Genomic DNA, 15,441 nt, shown 5'->3' with positions numbered 1-15,441 from the left:
CTCCTGTCTGATGAGATTGAGAGGGGTTCTGTTTTATTGTGCGTCTTCTTTAGGTGGAATGTCCATCAATTTACTTAAGTGGACTAAATCCTTTAAGATGTGTGTGCTACTGCTATCGAGAAGTACTTTTAAATAACGGATATCACGATATAGAGGATGAGAGGGATGGATGGTCTCAAGCTCTTTGATCATATCGTTGTTCATATTTTTTTGTTTTTGCATGAGATCCAAAAGAGTTTGTTCACAAGTTTTTACATTATGATGATCTGTCAAAATAATGACCCCCTATATTGATAATCACCATCTTTTCAACATATTTTAAAGGGTAATCAATGAAGAATCTATACTTCGAGGAAAAAAGAAATAATTTGTGTCTAAGGTCGTATGTAAATTGAATGATTTTGAAACTTTTTATATGATCTCACCGTATGCATTAGAAAGGAAATTCTGCTGTAAAGAAGTGAATGTGATGATGAACAGAGACCAAGCCATCATAGCTTCTATTTGTTACTTTAGTGTCTTTTTTATGCCATTTCTTTTGCCGATTGTGGCATATTTCATTGTAGATCAACCTGAAACAAAGCGTCATGCAAGAAGAGCATTTTTATCACATTTGTTGCCGTTTGTTGCTATGCTTATTTTAATCGTGATGACAATTATTTTGGGTGTAACGGTTCAAACAACTGATTTATCAATTTTATCTGTTATGACAATCGGGGTGTCATCTATCCTAGTTTTAATCAGCTTCCTCATTGTTACGATTTGGAATATCATTCAAGGAATTAAAGTGCTTCAATCAAACGAACTATAGGAGGGCATATTATGAATGAGAAAGAACGTATTTTAAAGCTAGTCGAAGAGGGAAAATTGTCAGCGAAAGAAGCAATCACTCTTTTAGAGAAATTAGATGAACATCAGCCTATCTCCCTTTCGAAAGAGACATCATATGATCATTCCTTTGAAGAAGAAAAGACGCATCCAGAAAGCAAAGGAAACGGTGCTGAAAACTTAGGTGCAAAGCTATTTAATTGGCTTGATTCTGCTGTGAAAAAAGTGAAAGATGTTGACCTTGATTTAAACTTTGGCCAATCCATTGATGTAGAGCACATTTTTCAATTTAAAGATGCATCACTTTCCCAGCTTGATATTCAACTTGCAAACGGAAGTCTGAACGTGATGCCTTGGGATGATGGAGATGTTAGAGCGGAATGTCATGCGAAAATTTATCGTGCAGAGGGGCAGGAGCAGGCGAGACAGCAATTTCTCAATCAGCTAGATTGCGGATTAGAAGGCGATAAATTCTTTATTCGAACAGACAAAAAGACAATGAAGGTCAATGTGACCTTATATATTCCTAGTATTCAGTACGACAAGATTAAGGTGAAATTGTTTAATGGGCCAATTAGAGGGGAAAAGTTAAAAGTAAAAGAACTCGCCGCCAAAACCACTAATGGGGTGGTATCCTTTGCTTCTTTACAAGCTGATAAAGCAGGAATCGAAACGGCAAATGGCCAAATTAAACTAGCTGATCATGAGTGTGGTATGATTGAAGCAGAAACCATCAATGGGCTAATTGATCTACGTGGAAAAAGTGAAACCATTGATGTGCAAAGCTTTAATGGTAACATTTCAGTACAGCTTTCGGATGAAGCTTGTCGTTCTATTTACGCAAAAACGACAACTGGCAGTGTGGATTTAAACATCCCGTCAGAATGTGCTGTAACAGCAGAGCTGAAAAGCAACCTAGGATCCATTTCTCAAGATTTGCACGATGCGGTTATCATTAAAGAAAAAAATGAAACATTACAAAAAGAGAAAATGATCAAAGCTAATCAGAACCAAACACAGAGTGTTTCAATTTTTGCAGAAACCAAAACAGGTTCTATCCAAGTCAAGCATCAATCAATCAGTCAGGAGTGATTCAAAATGAAAAAACTACATCGTTCAGCACGCGATAAAAAAATAGCAGGCGTCGTTGGCGGACTATCCGAATACTTAAATGTCGATGCTTCTCTGCTAAGAATATTGACAATTATTATTGCACTTATGACAGCCTTCATGCCAGTCGCTCTCACGTATTTCATTTGGTATTTGATTGTCCCGGAAGAGGGAACAAAATAAATGTTCAGATGGATTGCTAGTATTTTAGTGAATGCACTTCTGCTAATTGTCATTGCCGGTTATTTTGATTCTGGAGTTTTACCAGGTCTGGGGAATGTTTATATTAGCGGAATTGGTGCTGCGATTGTTGCAAGTGTGATCTTGTCCATTCTAAATGTTCTTGTGAAACCATTTCTCATTATTTTAACATTACCAGTTACTGTTATCACGCTCGGTCTTTTCCTATTTGTCATCAATGCCATTACTCTCATGATGACATCTGCATTCATGGGTGATAACTTTAACATTCATGGATTTGGAACAGCGATCTGGATGTCTGTGATTTTATCTATATTCCATTTACTCATTCAAAAAGGAATCATTGAGCCGTTAGCGAGAAAAAGCTAACGGCCTTTTTTTATGAAGCGACTATTTTGTTTGTCATTGTTGAGACATAAAAACCTTCTTTCGGAGACACAATATGCCGAAGGGAGGCGGTTTACAATGGTGAACATAAAAAGACAGATTCAGCTCTTATTTTTCAGTTTGTTGCTCTTTTGTTTATTTGGTCAATCGGCCATTGCCACGAAGATGAATCCAATAGAGAAGCGATCTTTTCCTCAAAAATCAATTATCTTATCTCAAAAACAACCATTCCCGTTTGAATTTGATCAGTTTCAGATTGATGTTCGACCCGCTCAAACAGAGGATCGTCATTTACAATTTCAAGCGAAAATTAGCTATCCAGATCAAGTGCTATCAGCAAACCTTTATTATCAACAAAGTAATGAACTTGGTGTTAGGTTCATTCCAATGGATCGTTTACCAGGGATGCAAACGCAATTTACAGCAAAAATTCCGCAGGATCAATTATGGAATGAGAAAGTTCAATACTATGTGGAGTTCTTAACAGAAAAATCTGTCATTAGAACAACAGAACAGCATGTCAAATTAGATGGGTATGAGGAGGATCTTTCACAAATTCCTGATTTATTGATTACAGAAATTGTAGTAAATTCGAAGAATCGCAAGGGAAAAGATGCTTTTGAGTTTATCGAGGTTTATAATACGACAAAAAAATCGATTTCTTTTGAGCACTATCAGCTACGCTATCGTAATCCGAATCAGGGGCGAGAAACTGATCAGGTTTATTCATTTCATCAACAACCTGTCACCATTGCACCTGGGAAGCCCTATGTATTTTGGCTGAAGAGGAAAGGGCAGGATCATTTGTCAGTTGCTGATTTTAATGACATGTACAACACAAATTTAAATGAAAATCAGGATATTTCCATCATCAATAGTCAAGGCTTATCAAATACAAAATCTCGACTCGTTGCGATTACTTCAAATATAGGAGAAGAAATCGCCTCTGCAGCGTTTCGTCTAAAAGCTTCACTATTTAGTGAACATAAATCTATGCTGTTCAAATACCCAATGAACGGAACAACACAGATGAAGCTTATTTCAAAAATTGAGGAACAACCCACACCGGGAAATGTGTTAAAAGCGCAAATTCCGACTCAAAAAAAAGTAAATGTACAAGATGTACATAAACCTGTCATTGAAGATATGACAAACCGAAAACCGATAAAACCAACAGAAGGAATCGAGCTGAAGGCTGATGTTCAGGACAATGGACAAGTCAAAACCGTAAAATTGCGTTATCGAACAAATAGAAAAGGAAGTTTTAAAGAGGTATCCCTTCAAAAAGACGATAATGATCGTCTATTTCATTACATTGTGTATTCGCCAGAATTGATTGGCAAAGAACAGCTTGAATATCAAATCGAAGCTTCAGACGGACAGAATACGACTCGCACTCAAACGAAGTTGATTGATATTGAGCAAACGAGCAAGTCACATGGACTCAGACTTAACCTTGAACAAAATGATACGGTCTCAGGGTTATTTCATTTAAAGGCGACTGCTGATGATATGAGAACTATTCATTTCTATATTGATGGAAGAAAAGAGCATGCACCGCTTACAGCCTTAGAAGCTGATCCATATGTTGCTTTTGATGTCAAAGGGACAGATTTATATTTTAAAAATGGTGTCTTGATTGGAAAGCGATTACTTTCTATTTTTGATGATTCGACAAAGGTGTACAGAACCTATACAATTCCAATACCAGAAGCAGAGATTAAAAAGAATGAAACCCAAGTTATTTCAATTCATGCGGGGACAAAGTCATCACCATTTGATCGTTTTCCAGGGGAAAATCACGATGACTTTGATTTGAAAAATGTCAGACTAGTTCTTGTGAATGGGAAGCAAATCCTTCCACAAAATGCTGAGAAGGAAAAAGAGTTCAAAATGGGTGATTCCAGTCATTCTAAAAAGATCAGATCCTTTCATTTTCAATTGCCGAAGGAAGCGTATGCTTCTAAATACATCAATTGGGACACGAGAAAACTGAAAGAAGGCCCTCACGTTATTAGAGCGAGCACAGGTAAAGAAAGTATCGTTGTGCATGTAAAGGTTGATAATACAGGTCCTAAGATTAAATCAAACGTTCAATCGAATACCCATTACAAAGGGGCATTTACATTAAAAGCAAAAGTGTCGGATAAATGGAGTGAGGTAGAAGATATTGAAGCGTTATTAGATGGCGAGCCAATATCCTTACCCTTTCAAACCTCTTCTAGTGAATTAGCACCGGGCAATCACACTTTTACTGTAAAAGCAAAGGATGCAGCAGGTAATTCCTCCAAGCTAACACGTAAGTTTACAACGGTTCATGAGCACCCTTCTCCACCAGAGAGAATTGCGGATAAAACAGATGTGTCTTCGTCTAAACAAACGGTGTTTACAAAAGACCCAACAAATGACAAATTGGATTACGCTTTCTATAAAGCATATCGTTATACATCAATGAGTCACTCAATGAGGATCTTTCAAAATGCAACTGAAACAGAACCACCTATTGGATTGGTCCAAAAAGGGGACATTGCCTTTTCAGACAATGAAAGAAAACGAATCGCCTTTGAAGATGGCAAAAATGTCGAAACAAAGAATCAGGAACGTTTTCCATATCATCATTTTCAAATGGAAGTAGAGCGGGATATTGGTGAAAAGGATGTAGTGGAGGCTGTGTGGAAAGGAAGTTCGTTAGAAGGCAGAAAGGTGACCATGTATGCATGGAATCATCAAAAGGAAACGTGGGAGAAAATTGTTCATCATTTTGCAAAGGATGATAAGGAGTTTTACTTAAAGGGTGTGTTGTCGGTTAGACAGTACATGAAAGATCAAACAATTGATATCATTGTTCAAGACGAAATCGTAAAGAATCAGACGCCGTATAAAATGGTGTGGATGTCAGATACACAATATTATGCCAAAAGCTATCCTCACATTTTTAAAAGTATGGTGGAATGGATTAAAGATCAAAAAGAGAAATTGAATATTCAATATGTGTTTCATACTGGAGATATTGTCGATGATTCAAAAAAGGAGAAGCAATGGAAATATGCCGATACATTTATGCGTGTATTGGATCAGCATCAAATACCATATGGTGTATTGGCAGGAAATCATGATGTGGGTCGCAAGGATGTCTTCTATAAAGAATTTGGTAAATATTTTGGTGAAAAAAGGTTTGCAAATAAGCCGTATTATGGAGAGTCCTATCAAAACAATCGCGGTCATTATGATCTAATATCAGCGGGTGGAAACGATTATATGATGGTGTACATGGGGTGGGGCATTAATCAATTAGATATTGAATGGATGAAACGTGTCATTTCAGAACATCCAGATCGAATTGTGATATTGAACTTCCATGAATATTTGCTCGTGAGCGGGAACAGAAGTCCGATCGGAGAAGTTATTTTCAAACAAGTAGTGAAGCCTAACCCCAATGTCGTTGCTGTTTTTAGTGGTCATTACCATGGAGCAAGCCGGAAAGTGGATGAGATTGATGATGACAAGGATGGAAAAGGGGATCGGAAAGTTTATCAAATTTTAGCGGATTATCAGGCAGGTCCTGAGGGTGGACAAGGTTTTATGCGTGTGATCACAGCAGATCAAGTTCGGAATCAGTTGCATTTCACAACATATTCTCCTTATTTAAACCAAGAGCATTTTTACGATCTCAAAACGTATGGGGATCAAGATGAATTTTCAATCGACGTTGATTTAACACCTAAAATGAAAGCGGTAAGGACGAATTATTTTGAGTTGAATGTCTATACAAATGCATTACTTGGAGAAGTAAGAGGTGTCAAAAGTGGTAAAAAAGCTACGTTCCATTGGAAGGGATTAAAGCCTGATCAAGAGTATTATTGGTATACAGTCGCCAAAGACAGATTTAACGGGAAATCTGTATCACCCATTTGGAAAATTCATACAAAAAAAGAGGAAGAGTTTCGCTTGCTTCGTCAATAAAAATAAGTAAATGTGCTCTCGATTGAAAGAGAGCACATTTATCTTTCCATTGTATGGATCAGTTTATATCGATCTCCCCGATAGACTGAAGTCACGTATTCAAATGGCAGGTCATTTTGAAGGTATGTCGTTCTAACGATAGACAACACAGGTGCACCTTCTACAATTGAAAGCCAGTCCGCTTCTTCTTTTGTCGCAATGTTTGCTTCAAGCTCTTGTTTTGCATGAGCAATAGCTACACCTGTTTTTTGTTCAATATATTCATATAAAGAGCCTGTTAAGTGCTCTTTGGCTAATTCATCTGCAAATTTTTCTGGCATATAGCTCGTTTCAACGGCCATTGGTTCCTCATTCGCTAGACGAATTCTCTTTAATTCAAAAACCATTGCACCCTCTTTTAATTGAAGGTGTGCTAGTAAATCGTTTGGACACATGATTTTTTGAAATTCGATCAGCTTACTTGATGCTCTTAATCCTCGCTGTTTCATATCTTCTGTGAACCCCGTTAAGCCTTGAAGAGGTTGTTCGAATTTCTTTCTGCTGACAAAAGTACCCTTTCCTTTTTGGCGATACAAATAACCTTCATTGACGAGGTTTGACAATGCCTGTCTGACGGTCATCCGACTGATTTCAAAGCGTTCTGCGTATTCTCTTTCAGAAGGAATGAGCGTATCAGGGGCTAAAGTTCCATTCTCAATTTGTTTTTTCAAGTTCTCCATAATTTGATGGTACATTGGGATAGGTGACTGCTTATCAATAAACATGTGAAAATCCTTTCGTTTTTAGCGTAGTGAACCAGCCTCTTGATCGATCAAGACAGTAACATTTTGATGAAGTTTCAGAGCAGATGCTGGGAAATCTGGGTGAACTTCGGCATGTTCTAAATATTTTATCACTTCAGCTTTCGATTTTCCTGTTGCGAGCAGTAGAATTTTTTTGCTTGAAAGAATGCTTTGAATTCCCATTGTAACGGCTTTTTTAGGCACATCATGAATAGAAGAAAAGTATCGTGCATTGGCTTGTCGTGTGTTCTCATCTAACGCAACGACATGTGTTTTTGATGAAAAGGGTGTACCAGGTTCGTTAAAGCCAATATGCCCATTTTGTCCAATTCCAAGAAGTTGTATATCAACGCCACCTAAGCTTTGAATAAAATGCTCATATCGCAAACATTCGCCCGCTAAATCCGACGCAGAGCCGTTTGGGAGATGATAATTCTCTCTTGGTATATCAATGTGGTCAAATAGGTGCTCCTTCATATACGTCATATAACTGTTTGCATGATCGCTATCTAGACCAACATATTCATCAAGGTTGACTGTTTTGATTTGACGGAAGGACAGCCCTTTTTCTTGATGTAAATGGATTAACTCTTGATATGTGCCAATTGGTGTACCACCAGTAGCTAAACCAAGCACTGCATTTGGTTTTTCGTGAATTGTCTTTGCGATGATTGAAGCAGCTTCTTTGCTTACATGTTGTGAATCTTTGAATTCAATTATGTTCATGAGTGTGATGTCTCCTTTTCTTCCCAAGCTATTTGTCCCTGACAAATGGTGAGTACTAGTTCTCCAGATTCTTTCCATAAAACCAAATCAGCACATTTACCGACTTCTATACTCCCGATCTGGTGGTCCAAACCAAGCTGTTTTGCTGCGTTTTTAGAAGTCATATTGGCGATTTCATTCCAATTACAGTTGGTTGTTTGTTTCATTAGCTTCACTCCGTCCTTCATACGTAAGATAGATCCAGCTAGTGTTCCATCTGGGAGCAACGCTTTTTTACCACTGACAGTCACAGTTTGACCGCCGAATTCATAAGTTCCCTCACCAAGTCCTTTGGCTCTCATTGAGTCTGTAATCATGATTAAGTTTTTACTGCTCTTTGCCAAATAGGCAAGTTTGATGGATAAAGGATGGGAGTGAATCCCGTCTGTAATTAATTCTGTTAATAAACGTTCATTTGTTAAAGCAGCACCGACAACATTGGGATCTCGATGTTGAAATGGACTCATTGCATTATATAGATGAGTGATGTGTTGTGCTCCTTTAAGTGCTACTGATTCGATAATGTCACTTTCTGCATTTGTATGACCAATTGAAGGAATGATGTTCTTCTCCTTTAAAAGAGACAAAAATGTAAAATCTTCATCTTCTTCTGGTGCAAATGTGACAACCTTGATGAGCTGACCTGCCTCTTCAAACCATTGATTGAAAAGTGATATGTTGGGTTGCGTAATCCATTTAGCAGGTTGTGCTCCAGCTTTTTGTGTGGAGATAAATGGACCCTCCAGATGAATGCCTAGACATTGTGCCTGTGTACCAGCCTTCTCTTCATTATGACTTTTCCAATCAGCGACATTTTTTAATGCATGTGTGATCTCTTGATGGTTTTGTGTAATGGTTGTCGCTAAAAAGCTTGTCGTTCCTTCTGAGGGTAGATTGTCAGCTAGTGTATTCATTGCATCATGTGTTGCATCCATCATATCAGCTCCATAGCCACCATGGATATGAATATCAATCATTCCAGGGAGTAAATAAAAGTTTTCCCGGGAAATATATACTTTTTCATAATTTCCTGTCGGTTCTGTTGTTGAAATATAGTCAATCTTGCCATCGCGCAAACCGACAAATCCGTTCTTGATGATTCCGTCTTCAGTCACAATATTCATATGTGAAAGCAATAAAGAATCGCTCATGATTCACGCCTCCTCACGATCAAGTGTTTATGTATAGTTTATCCTTTTTAAGTATAGTTGTCTATACCAGTCGGATTTAGCGCTGTTCTGCTTTTGTAAAAATGTATTTTGGGTTCATCATTGAAAGTGATAAAATAGATCTGTATGCCTGAAACGCTTGTGATAAAAGGAGGAAGAAACGTGCCGAAAGTTCGTACGAAGGACATAATGAACCAATTTCATCTTGAGCTGATAAGTGGAGAGGAAGGGATTAACCGTCCCATTACAATCAGTGATCTTTCTAGGCCAGGAATTGAAATGGCTGGTTACTTTACATATTATCCAAAAGAAAGAGTTCAGCTTTTAGGGAAAACCGAGCTTTCTTTTTTTGAACAGCTTCCTGAACAAGAAAGACAGCAGAGAATGATGTCTCTTTGTACAGATATTACACCTGCTATTATTTTGTCACGAGATCGCGAAGTGCCCAAAGAATTAATTGAAGCATCGAATGAAAATGGTGTGCCAGTTTTAAAGTCTAGCTTGAAAACGACAAGGCTTTCAAGCAGGTTGACAAACTTTTTAGAAAGTAAGCTCGCACCGACTACGGCGATTCATGGAGTCCTCGTAGATGTATACGGTGTGGGTGTATTATTAATTGGTAAAAGCGGAGTTGGGAAGAGTGAGACAGCTCTGGAGCTCGTAAAGAGAGGTCATCGTCTTGTAGCAGATGATTGTGTGGAAATTCGTCAAGAGGATCAGGATACGCTTGTCGGTAGTGCGCCTGAACTGATCGAGCATCTATTAGAAATTCGAGGTCTTGGTATTATTAATGTGATGACGTTATTCGGTGCTGGTGCAGTAAGAAGCTTTAAGAGAATTACGATTGTGATGAATCTTGAGCTTTGGGAGCAAGGCAAGCAGTATGATCGATTGGGGCTTGAAGAGGATAAAATGAGAATTATTGATACAGATGTTCCTAAGCTGACAATCCCGGTACGACCAGGCCGAAACTTAGCGGTTATTATTGAGGTGGCAGCTATGAATTTCCGTCTGAAGAGAATGGGACATAATGCAGCAGAACAATTTACGAGTAAACTTGCTGATGTGATTGAAGATAATGGTCAAGAAGAATAGGAGTTGTCTATATGAATGAAGCAATTAAACCAATTGACCCGATAGCGATTCAGCTTGGTCCTATTTCGGTTCACTGGTACGGTGTCATTATTGGCGTTGGTGCATTGCTTGGTCTATGGCTAGCACTAAAGGAATGTGAAAAAAGAGGATTAAACAAAGATACGTTTATTGACCTTATTTTATTTGCGATCCCTATCGCCATTATTTGTGCACGCATCTACTATGTTGTGTTTGAATGGGATTATTATCGTGATCATACTAGTGAAATCATCAAGATTTGGAACGGCGGAATCGCTATTCATGGTGGATTAATAGGTGCGGTGCTCACCGCTATTATTTTTACAAAGGTGAGAAAGCTTTCATTTTGGAAGGTTGCAGATATTGCAGCACCAAGTATTCTTTTAGCTCAAGCGATTGGACGTTGGGGTAATTTTATTAACCAAGAAGCACACGGAGAGGCTGTTTCTAGAGCCTTTTTAGAAAATTTGCATCTGCCTGAGTTTATGATTAACCAAATGTATATTGATGGTGTGTATTATCACCCAACGTTCTTATATGAATCCTTATGGAATATTGTCGGTGTTCTAATTTTAATTTTACTGAGAAGAACGTCTTTACGACGGGGAGAAATCTTCTTATCCTATTTGATCTGGTACTCGATCGGTCGATACTTTATCGAAGGAATGAGAACAGACAGCTTGATGTTAACTGAGCATCTTCGTGTGGCACAGATGATTTCGATTGTTATTCTTGTGACGGCAATTTTGCTTATCTTGATTAGACGAGTGAAGGGTTATGCCTCTATTAAATATAAGGAAAGTGATTCGTCGAATTAAACAGGAGGGGTACGGATGGGGGATACATTAAAGAACGGTTTAAAGGCGGGTTTATTCACTACGTGGACGCTTGGAAAAGTCATTTTTCCAGTGACCATTCTTGTGAGCATTTTACAGCATACGCCCGTTATGGATTGGTTCATTCAATTCATTAGGCCATTCATGGGCATTTTTGGTCTCTCTGGTGAAGCAGCCATCCCACTTGTTTTAGGTAACATGTTGAACTTGTATGCTGGTATCGCAGCTATTTTGACCTTGGATCTATCTGTAAAAGAAGTATTTATTTTAGCTGTGATGCTGTCCTTTTGTCACAATTTAATCATTGAATCAACAGTGGCAGCAAAGGTTGGCTTGCGGATTTCAATTATTTTATTGGTACGAATAAGCCTTGCGATTGTTTCTGCAATAACCATTCATCTTGTATGGCAAGGGGGCCAAGAAACAGCTCAATTTGGATTTATCGCAGCTTCACAAGTTGTTGATGAACCTAGTTGGTTCATGATCGTCTTACTTGCGTTGCAAAAAGCTGTCCTTGGTGTCCTTCAGCTTGCTTGTATCGTCATTCCTCTGATGGTGATCATTCAGTTGATGAGAGATTCGGGCTGGCTTCACTTCTTCTCTAAATGGTTTTCTCCTTTTACGAGAATGCTCGGAATGAAGGAAAATACGTCAATGACGATGGTTGCAGGACTGACAATTGGACTGGCATATGGTGCAGGTGTGATGATGAAGGCGGTGGAAGAAGATGGTGTAAGTAAAAAAGATTTGACACTCGCTTTTATATTTCTCGTTGCCTGTCACGCAGTGATAGAGGATACGCTCATCTTTATCCCCCTCGGCATACCAATTTGGCCACTTCTTCTCATCCGAGTCATTTCAGCTATTTTATTGACAGCCACCATTAGTTTCTTTTGGCGTAAATGGGAGTGTGCGGCTGTTAGAAAGGAAGCAGTATGAATCAACATACAATCAACACCGTATTATTTGATTTAGACGGTACATTAATCAATACAAACGAGTTAATCATCGCATCTTTTCTTCATACACTGGATCATTACGTCCCTGGGCGTTATGCGCGTGAGGATGTGCTGGATTTTATTGGACCTTCTTTATTTGATACGTTTTCAGCGATACATCCTGATCAGACAGAAGAGATGATCACGATGTATCGAGCGTTTAATCATGATCATCATGATGCGTTAGTGACTGAATATGAAACGGTTATTGACACATTGGGAATTTTGCAAGACAAAGGTTTTAAACTTGGTATTGTGACAACCAAAATTCGAGATACAGTATTGATGGGGCTAAAGCTGACGGGTCTCGAACCATACTTCGAGGTCATTGTGACCCTTGATGATGTAGAACATGAGAAGCCACATCCTGAACCAGTATTGCTGGCATTATCGAAACTAGGTAGTGATCCGCAAGAAGCGATCATGGTCGGCGACAATTATCATGATATTTTGTCTGGAAAAGCAGCAGGAACCAAAACGGCTGGTGTGTCCTGGTCCATTAAAGGAGAAGAGGCACTGCTTCAGCATAAGCCTGATTTCATGTTGAAACAGATGAGTGATCTGTTAAAGATTGTTGGAGCTGATTGAATTGAGAAGAACGGATCGTTATCCAGTAAAAGGGGCAAACTCGCTGAGGCAAGTCTATCAAACTGTCCCGTTTTTGAAAGTCGTGAAAAATTTTATCTTTATTCAAATCGCACGATATACACCATTTTTGGGCATGAAGAATTGGATTTATCGTACGTTTTTACGCATGAAAGTTGGTCAGGATACATCGTTTGCCTTAATGGTGATGGTGGATCTTATGTTCCCTGAAAAGATAATCGTGGGGCGTAATAGTGTAATCGGTTATAATACAACGATTTTGGCACATGAATACTTGATTAAAGAGTATCGGCTTGGGGAAGTATGTATTGGAGATGAAGTCATGATTGGTGCGAATACAACCATTTTGCCTGGTGTAACGATTGGAGATGGGGCAACGGTTTCTGCGGGGACGCTCGTTCATAAGGACGTACCTGTTGGAGCCTTTGTTGGTGGAAATCCAATGCGTATAATTTATACAAAGGAAGAAATGGAAGCGCGTCAACATACATCTGCTGAGTAATCTCGGCAGATTTTTTTATGCGGGATGTTGACAAATCGTAAAGGTGTAACTATAATGATTACAACAGAGGTGAGAAAAACATGAAAATCAGCAGCAGATTTACTGTCGCTGTCCATATTCTGGCCTTGCTATCGCTTGAAAAAGGGAAGTTGCAAACCTCAGAGGATATCGCTGGAAGCGTTAATACGAATCCTGTCGTCATTCGGAGAATTATGAGTAAGTTAAAAAAGGCAGGTTTAATTGCAACAAGTCTAGGCAAGGGCGGTTCACAGTTGAATCGAAATGAAGAAGACATCACGTTGCTTGATGTTTATAAAGCCGTAGAAGTCGTTGATGAAGGTGAATTGTTTCAATTTCATGATAGCCCCAATCCTGACTGCCCAATCGGTGCGAATATTCAAGCGGTACTTGAACTCATTTTATGCCGAGCACAAAGTGCAATGGAACAAGTGCTTGCAGATATTCAGTTAAGTGAATTAACGCAAGTGTTAATAAAAAGAATTGGATAAAGCATTCAATTTTTTTTAACTAAGATGTAACCACCTTTGTTACATTAATTTTGTTTTCACAGCGATCTTTGCTGATAAATATATTATTGGAGGAATGAGAGATGAAAATAGGTTTAATCGGTGCAACAGGTAAAGCAGGAAATGAGATCTTAAAAGAGGCGAAAGCAAGAGGGTATGAAGTAACTGCTATCGTTCGAAATGCAGCAAAGGTAACGGATGCATCAGTTGATGTTCTTGAAAAGGATGTGTTCTCACTTTCAGCAGAAGATATAAAAGGATTCGATGTTGTTGTGAATGCATTTGGGGCACCTGCTGGTCAGGAACATTTGCATGTTGATGCAGGGAAGAAACTGATTGACATCTTGAAGGAAGCACCTGAAACGCGTCTCATCGTCGTTGGGGGAGCGGGTAGTCTGTTTGTAGATGAAGAGAAGACAATAAGACTTATAGATACACCTGAATTTCCTAAGGAATATTATGCAACAGCTTCTCAGCAAACTCAGAATTTAAAAGACCTACAAGCAACGACAAGATTGAAATGGACATTCCTTAGTCCTGCTGCTTTCTTTGATGAAGAAGGCAAACGTACAGGTGCTTATCAAAAAGGAAAAGACCATCTCATTGTGAATAGCAAGGGAGATAGCTATGTGAGTTATTCAGATTATGCCATTGCCCTTGTAGATGAAATTGAACAGTCTGCGCATGTCGGCGAACGCTTTGCTGTCGTATCAGAAGCAGAATAAAGAGGATTTGGAAAAACCCGCTGAAGTGAGAGCGGGTTTTTTTAAGATTGAATGATGATCGCTTGACTGCCCATTTGTTTCCAAGAGGCTTCAAAGTTTTTACGGTCGACCTTTTGATTCTTTTGTCCATATGGATTGTTTAAATACACGTGATCTTCGTCATAGCCGGTAATGACAACGCTATGCTCGTTGAAGGTGATGTCGATTTTTCCATTCGGCGTATTCCAAGTTTCCATGTTGTCGACTTTTTGAAACGTTGATGTTGTGATCACCCAGACAGGGTATCCATTTTCTAGCTGTTGGTATATGGCCTTCTCAATTTTTTTGCCTGTTAAATCAACGACTTGATCTCCGGCATATTTTTTGGCTACATCATAAATGGGTCCATGATAGACGCCAAGCCCTGGTCCGTTTTCCATATCCCCTACAAAACCATCATTTGGATTTCCTTTTAACCCATTATCATAGTTGAGTGGTACTCTAGCAATACGGTTTGCCAGAGTATTTTTCGTGACATCATATCCACTGTAATTCAGTAGCATGGCAAGACTTGTTACTTCGCATCCGTTATAAAGCTTTGGTGCATCCATTTGGTTGTATAACACGACATCCATTGCTTCCTGGCTGCCTTTTAATGCCTTTTTTTGAGTGATTGATTGTTGTTTCTCAACAGCATCATTTTCATCATTTTTTGAGGTTGATGGCGTTGCTGGTTTCTTCACATCGTCTACTTGTGAAAAGAAAATAAACCCTAAATAAACAATACCTGTGCATAACAAAGTTAAGATGAATGTATAAATAAATTTCACTGTGCTCTCCTGAATTGAATCAATATTTTTAAGTATTATAGCATGATGCTTTATTAGAAATGTTAAAAATAGAATGTGTCATTGGAATGTAATATTTCTAACAATTTCTGAAAGCATTAA

Annotated in this window: 17 protein-coding genes; 12 read left to right on the top strand and 5 right to left on the bottom strand. The window is 38.6% G+C overall.

Annotation, left to right across the window (positions count from 1 at the left end):
- Positions 1 to 33 precede the first annotated feature (33 nt).
- Complete coding sequence (locus ACQKEZ_RS07485; RefSeq protein ID WP_427299683.1) at positions 34 to 273, bottom strand: hypothetical protein; 240 nt, start codon at positions 271 to 273, stop codon at positions 34 to 36.
- A 199-nt stretch (positions 274 to 472) separates the two neighbouring features.
- Between ACQKEZ_RS07485 and ACQKEZ_RS07480 the strand changes: the two genes are divergently transcribed.
- From ACQKEZ_RS07480 to ACQKEZ_RS07460, 5 genes are all read left to right on the top strand, one after another.
- Positions 473 to 811: a hypothetical protein gene (locus tag ACQKEZ_RS07480; protein WP_427300507.1), complete on the top strand. Its 339-nt coding sequence runs from the start codon at positions 473 to 475 to the stop codon at positions 809 to 811.
- A gap of 11 nt (positions 812 to 822) precedes the next feature.
- Positions 823 to 1,920, top strand: a complete 1,098-nt coding sequence (locus ACQKEZ_RS07475) for a DUF4097 family beta strand repeat-containing protein (protein WP_427299682.1) — start codon at positions 823 to 825, stop codon at positions 1,918 to 1,920.
- Between the two features lie 6 nt (positions 1,921 to 1,926).
- Positions 1,927 to 2,121 carry a PspC domain-containing protein gene (locus ACQKEZ_RS07470; RefSeq protein ID WP_427299681.1) on the top strand — a complete coding sequence of 65 codons (195 nt, stop codon included), beginning with the start codon at positions 1,927 to 1,929 and terminating at the stop codon, positions 2,119 to 2,121.
- Positions 2,122 to 2,508, top strand: coding sequence for a phage holin family protein (locus ACQKEZ_RS07465; protein ID WP_427299680.1), 387 nt, complete (start codon positions 2,122 to 2,124; stop codon positions 2,506 to 2,508). It abuts the gene before it with no gap.
- Positions 2,509 to 2,691: 183 nt separating this feature from the next.
- On the top strand, positions 2,692 to 6,489 hold the full coding sequence (locus ACQKEZ_RS07460; protein ID WP_427300505.1) for a metallophosphoesterase: 3,798 nt from the start codon (positions 2,692 to 2,694) through the stop codon (positions 6,487 to 6,489).
- 38 nt (positions 6,490 to 6,527) lie between these two features.
- Here the strand turns inward: ACQKEZ_RS07460 and ACQKEZ_RS07455 are convergent, their stop codons facing one another.
- From ACQKEZ_RS07455 to nagA, 3 genes are read right to left on the bottom strand one after another with little or no spacing between them, the layout of a single operon-like run.
- Complete coding sequence (locus ACQKEZ_RS07455) at positions 6,528 to 7,253, bottom strand: GntR family transcriptional regulator (RefSeq protein ID WP_427299679.1); 726 nt, start codon at positions 7,251 to 7,253, stop codon at positions 6,528 to 6,530.
- An 18-nt stretch (positions 7,254 to 7,271) separates the two neighbouring features.
- Positions 7,272 to 7,997 carry a glucosamine-6-phosphate deaminase gene (nagB, locus tag ACQKEZ_RS07450; protein ID WP_427299678.1) on the bottom strand — a complete coding sequence of 242 codons (726 nt, stop codon included), beginning with the start codon at positions 7,995 to 7,997 and terminating at the stop codon, positions 7,272 to 7,274.
- Positions 7,994 to 9,187, bottom strand: a complete 1,194-nt coding sequence (nagA, locus tag ACQKEZ_RS07445; protein ID WP_427299677.1) for an N-acetylglucosamine-6-phosphate deacetylase — start codon at positions 9,185 to 9,187, stop codon at positions 7,994 to 7,996. Before nagA ends, nagB begins: the two co-directional genes overlap by 4 nt.
- Before the next feature lie 180 nt (positions 9,188 to 9,367).
- Between nagA and hprK the strand changes: the two genes are divergently transcribed.
- The 7 genes from hprK to ACQKEZ_RS07410 all read left to right on the top strand — a co-directional run bounded on the left by hprK (position 9,368) and on the right by ACQKEZ_RS07410 (position 14,512).
- The gene (hprK, locus tag ACQKEZ_RS07440; protein WP_427299676.1) at positions 9,368 to 10,300 is read left to right on the top strand and encodes an HPr(Ser) kinase/phosphatase; all 933 of its coding nucleotides are present in this window, start codon (positions 9,368 to 9,370) and stop codon (positions 10,298 to 10,300) included.
- Positions 10,301 to 10,311: 11 nt separating this feature from the next.
- A complete protein-coding gene (gene lgt, locus ACQKEZ_RS07435; protein WP_427299675.1) occupies positions 10,312 to 11,136 on the top strand; it encodes a prolipoprotein diacylglyceryl transferase in 825 nt (274 codons plus the stop codon).
- 15 nt (positions 11,137 to 11,151) lie between these two features.
- Positions 11,152 to 12,093, top strand: coding sequence for a nucleoside recognition domain-containing protein (locus ACQKEZ_RS07430; protein WP_427299674.1), 942 nt, complete (start codon positions 11,152 to 11,154; stop codon positions 12,091 to 12,093).
- Positions 12,090 to 12,740 (top strand): pyrophosphatase PpaX, encoded by a 651-nt coding sequence (gene ppaX, locus ACQKEZ_RS07425; RefSeq protein WP_427299673.1) that lies wholly within the window; start codon positions 12,090 to 12,092, stop codon positions 12,738 to 12,740. Before ACQKEZ_RS07430 ends, ppaX begins: the two co-directional genes overlap by 4 nt.
- 1 nt (position 12,741) lies before the next feature.
- On the top strand, positions 12,742 to 13,260 hold the full coding sequence (locus ACQKEZ_RS07420) for an acyltransferase (protein WP_427299672.1): 519 nt from the start codon (positions 12,742 to 12,744) through the stop codon (positions 13,258 to 13,260).
- Between the two features lie 80 nt (positions 13,261 to 13,340).
- Positions 13,341 to 13,769, top strand: coding sequence for an Rrf2 family transcriptional regulator (locus tag ACQKEZ_RS07415; protein WP_427299671.1), 429 nt, complete (start codon positions 13,341 to 13,343; stop codon positions 13,767 to 13,769).
- 101 nt (positions 13,770 to 13,870) lie between these two features.
- A complete protein-coding gene (locus ACQKEZ_RS07410) occupies positions 13,871 to 14,512 on the top strand; it encodes an NAD(P)-dependent oxidoreductase (protein WP_427299670.1) in 642 nt (213 codons plus the stop codon).
- Between the two features lie 41 nt (positions 14,513 to 14,553).
- On the opposite strand, the gene ACQKEZ_RS07405 is transcribed toward ACQKEZ_RS07410, so the two are convergent.
- The gene (locus ACQKEZ_RS07405; protein ID WP_427299669.1) at positions 14,554 to 15,321 is read right to left on the bottom strand and encodes a C39 family peptidase; all 768 of its coding nucleotides are present in this window, start codon (positions 15,319 to 15,321) and stop codon (positions 14,554 to 14,556) included.
- Positions 15,322 to 15,441: the final 120 nt, after the last annotated feature.

The organism is Bacillus sp. NPDC077027 (assembly GCF_050269555.1).
In the GTDB taxonomy this organism is placed as follows: Bacteria; Bacillota; Bacilli; order Bacillales; family Bacillaceae; genus Bacillus.
This window is presented reverse-complemented; position numbering and strand designations above follow the sequence as displayed.

Coding starts and splice junctions, on each gene's coding strand:
- ACQKEZ_RS07480 (WP_427300507.1), top strand. CDS start 473: ATGAACAGAGACCAAGCCATCATAGCTTCTATTTGTTACTTTAGTGTC.
- ACQKEZ_RS07475 (WP_427299682.1), top strand. CDS start 823: ATGAATGAGAAAGAACGTATTTTAAAGCTAGTCGAAGAGGGAAAATTG.
- ACQKEZ_RS07470 (WP_427299681.1), top strand. CDS start 1,927: ATGAAAAAACTACATCGTTCAGCACGCGATAAAAAAATAGCAGGCGTC.
- ACQKEZ_RS07465 (WP_427299680.1), top strand. CDS start 2,122: ATGTTCAGATGGATTGCTAGTATTTTAGTGAATGCACTTCTGCTAATT.
- ACQKEZ_RS07460 (WP_427300505.1), top strand. CDS start 2,692: ATGAATCCAATAGAGAAGCGATCTTTTCCTCAAAAATCAATTATCTTA.
- ACQKEZ_RS07455 (WP_427299679.1), bottom strand. CDS start 7,253: ATGTTTATTGATAAGCAGTCACCTATCCCAATGTACCATCAAATTATG.
- nagB (WP_427299678.1), bottom strand. CDS start 7,997: ATGAACATAATTGAATTCAAAGATTCACAACATGTAAGCAAAGAAGCT.
- nagA (WP_427299677.1), bottom strand. CDS start 9,187: ATGAGCGATTCTTTATTGCTTTCACATATGAATATTGTGACTGAAGAC.
- lgt (WP_427299675.1), top strand. CDS start 10,312: ATGAATGAAGCAATTAAACCAATTGACCCGATAGCGATTCAGCTTGGT.
- ACQKEZ_RS07430 (WP_427299674.1), top strand. CDS start 11,152: ATGGGGGATACATTAAAGAACGGTTTAAAGGCGGGTTTATTCACTACG.
- ppaX (WP_427299673.1), top strand. CDS start 12,090: ATGAATCAACATACAATCAACACCGTATTATTTGATTTAGACGGTACA.
- ACQKEZ_RS07415 (WP_427299671.1), top strand. CDS start 13,341: ATGAAAATCAGCAGCAGATTTACTGTCGCTGTCCATATTCTGGCCTTG.
- ACQKEZ_RS07410 (WP_427299670.1), top strand. CDS start 13,871: ATGAAAATAGGTTTAATCGGTGCAACAGGTAAAGCAGGAAATGAGATC.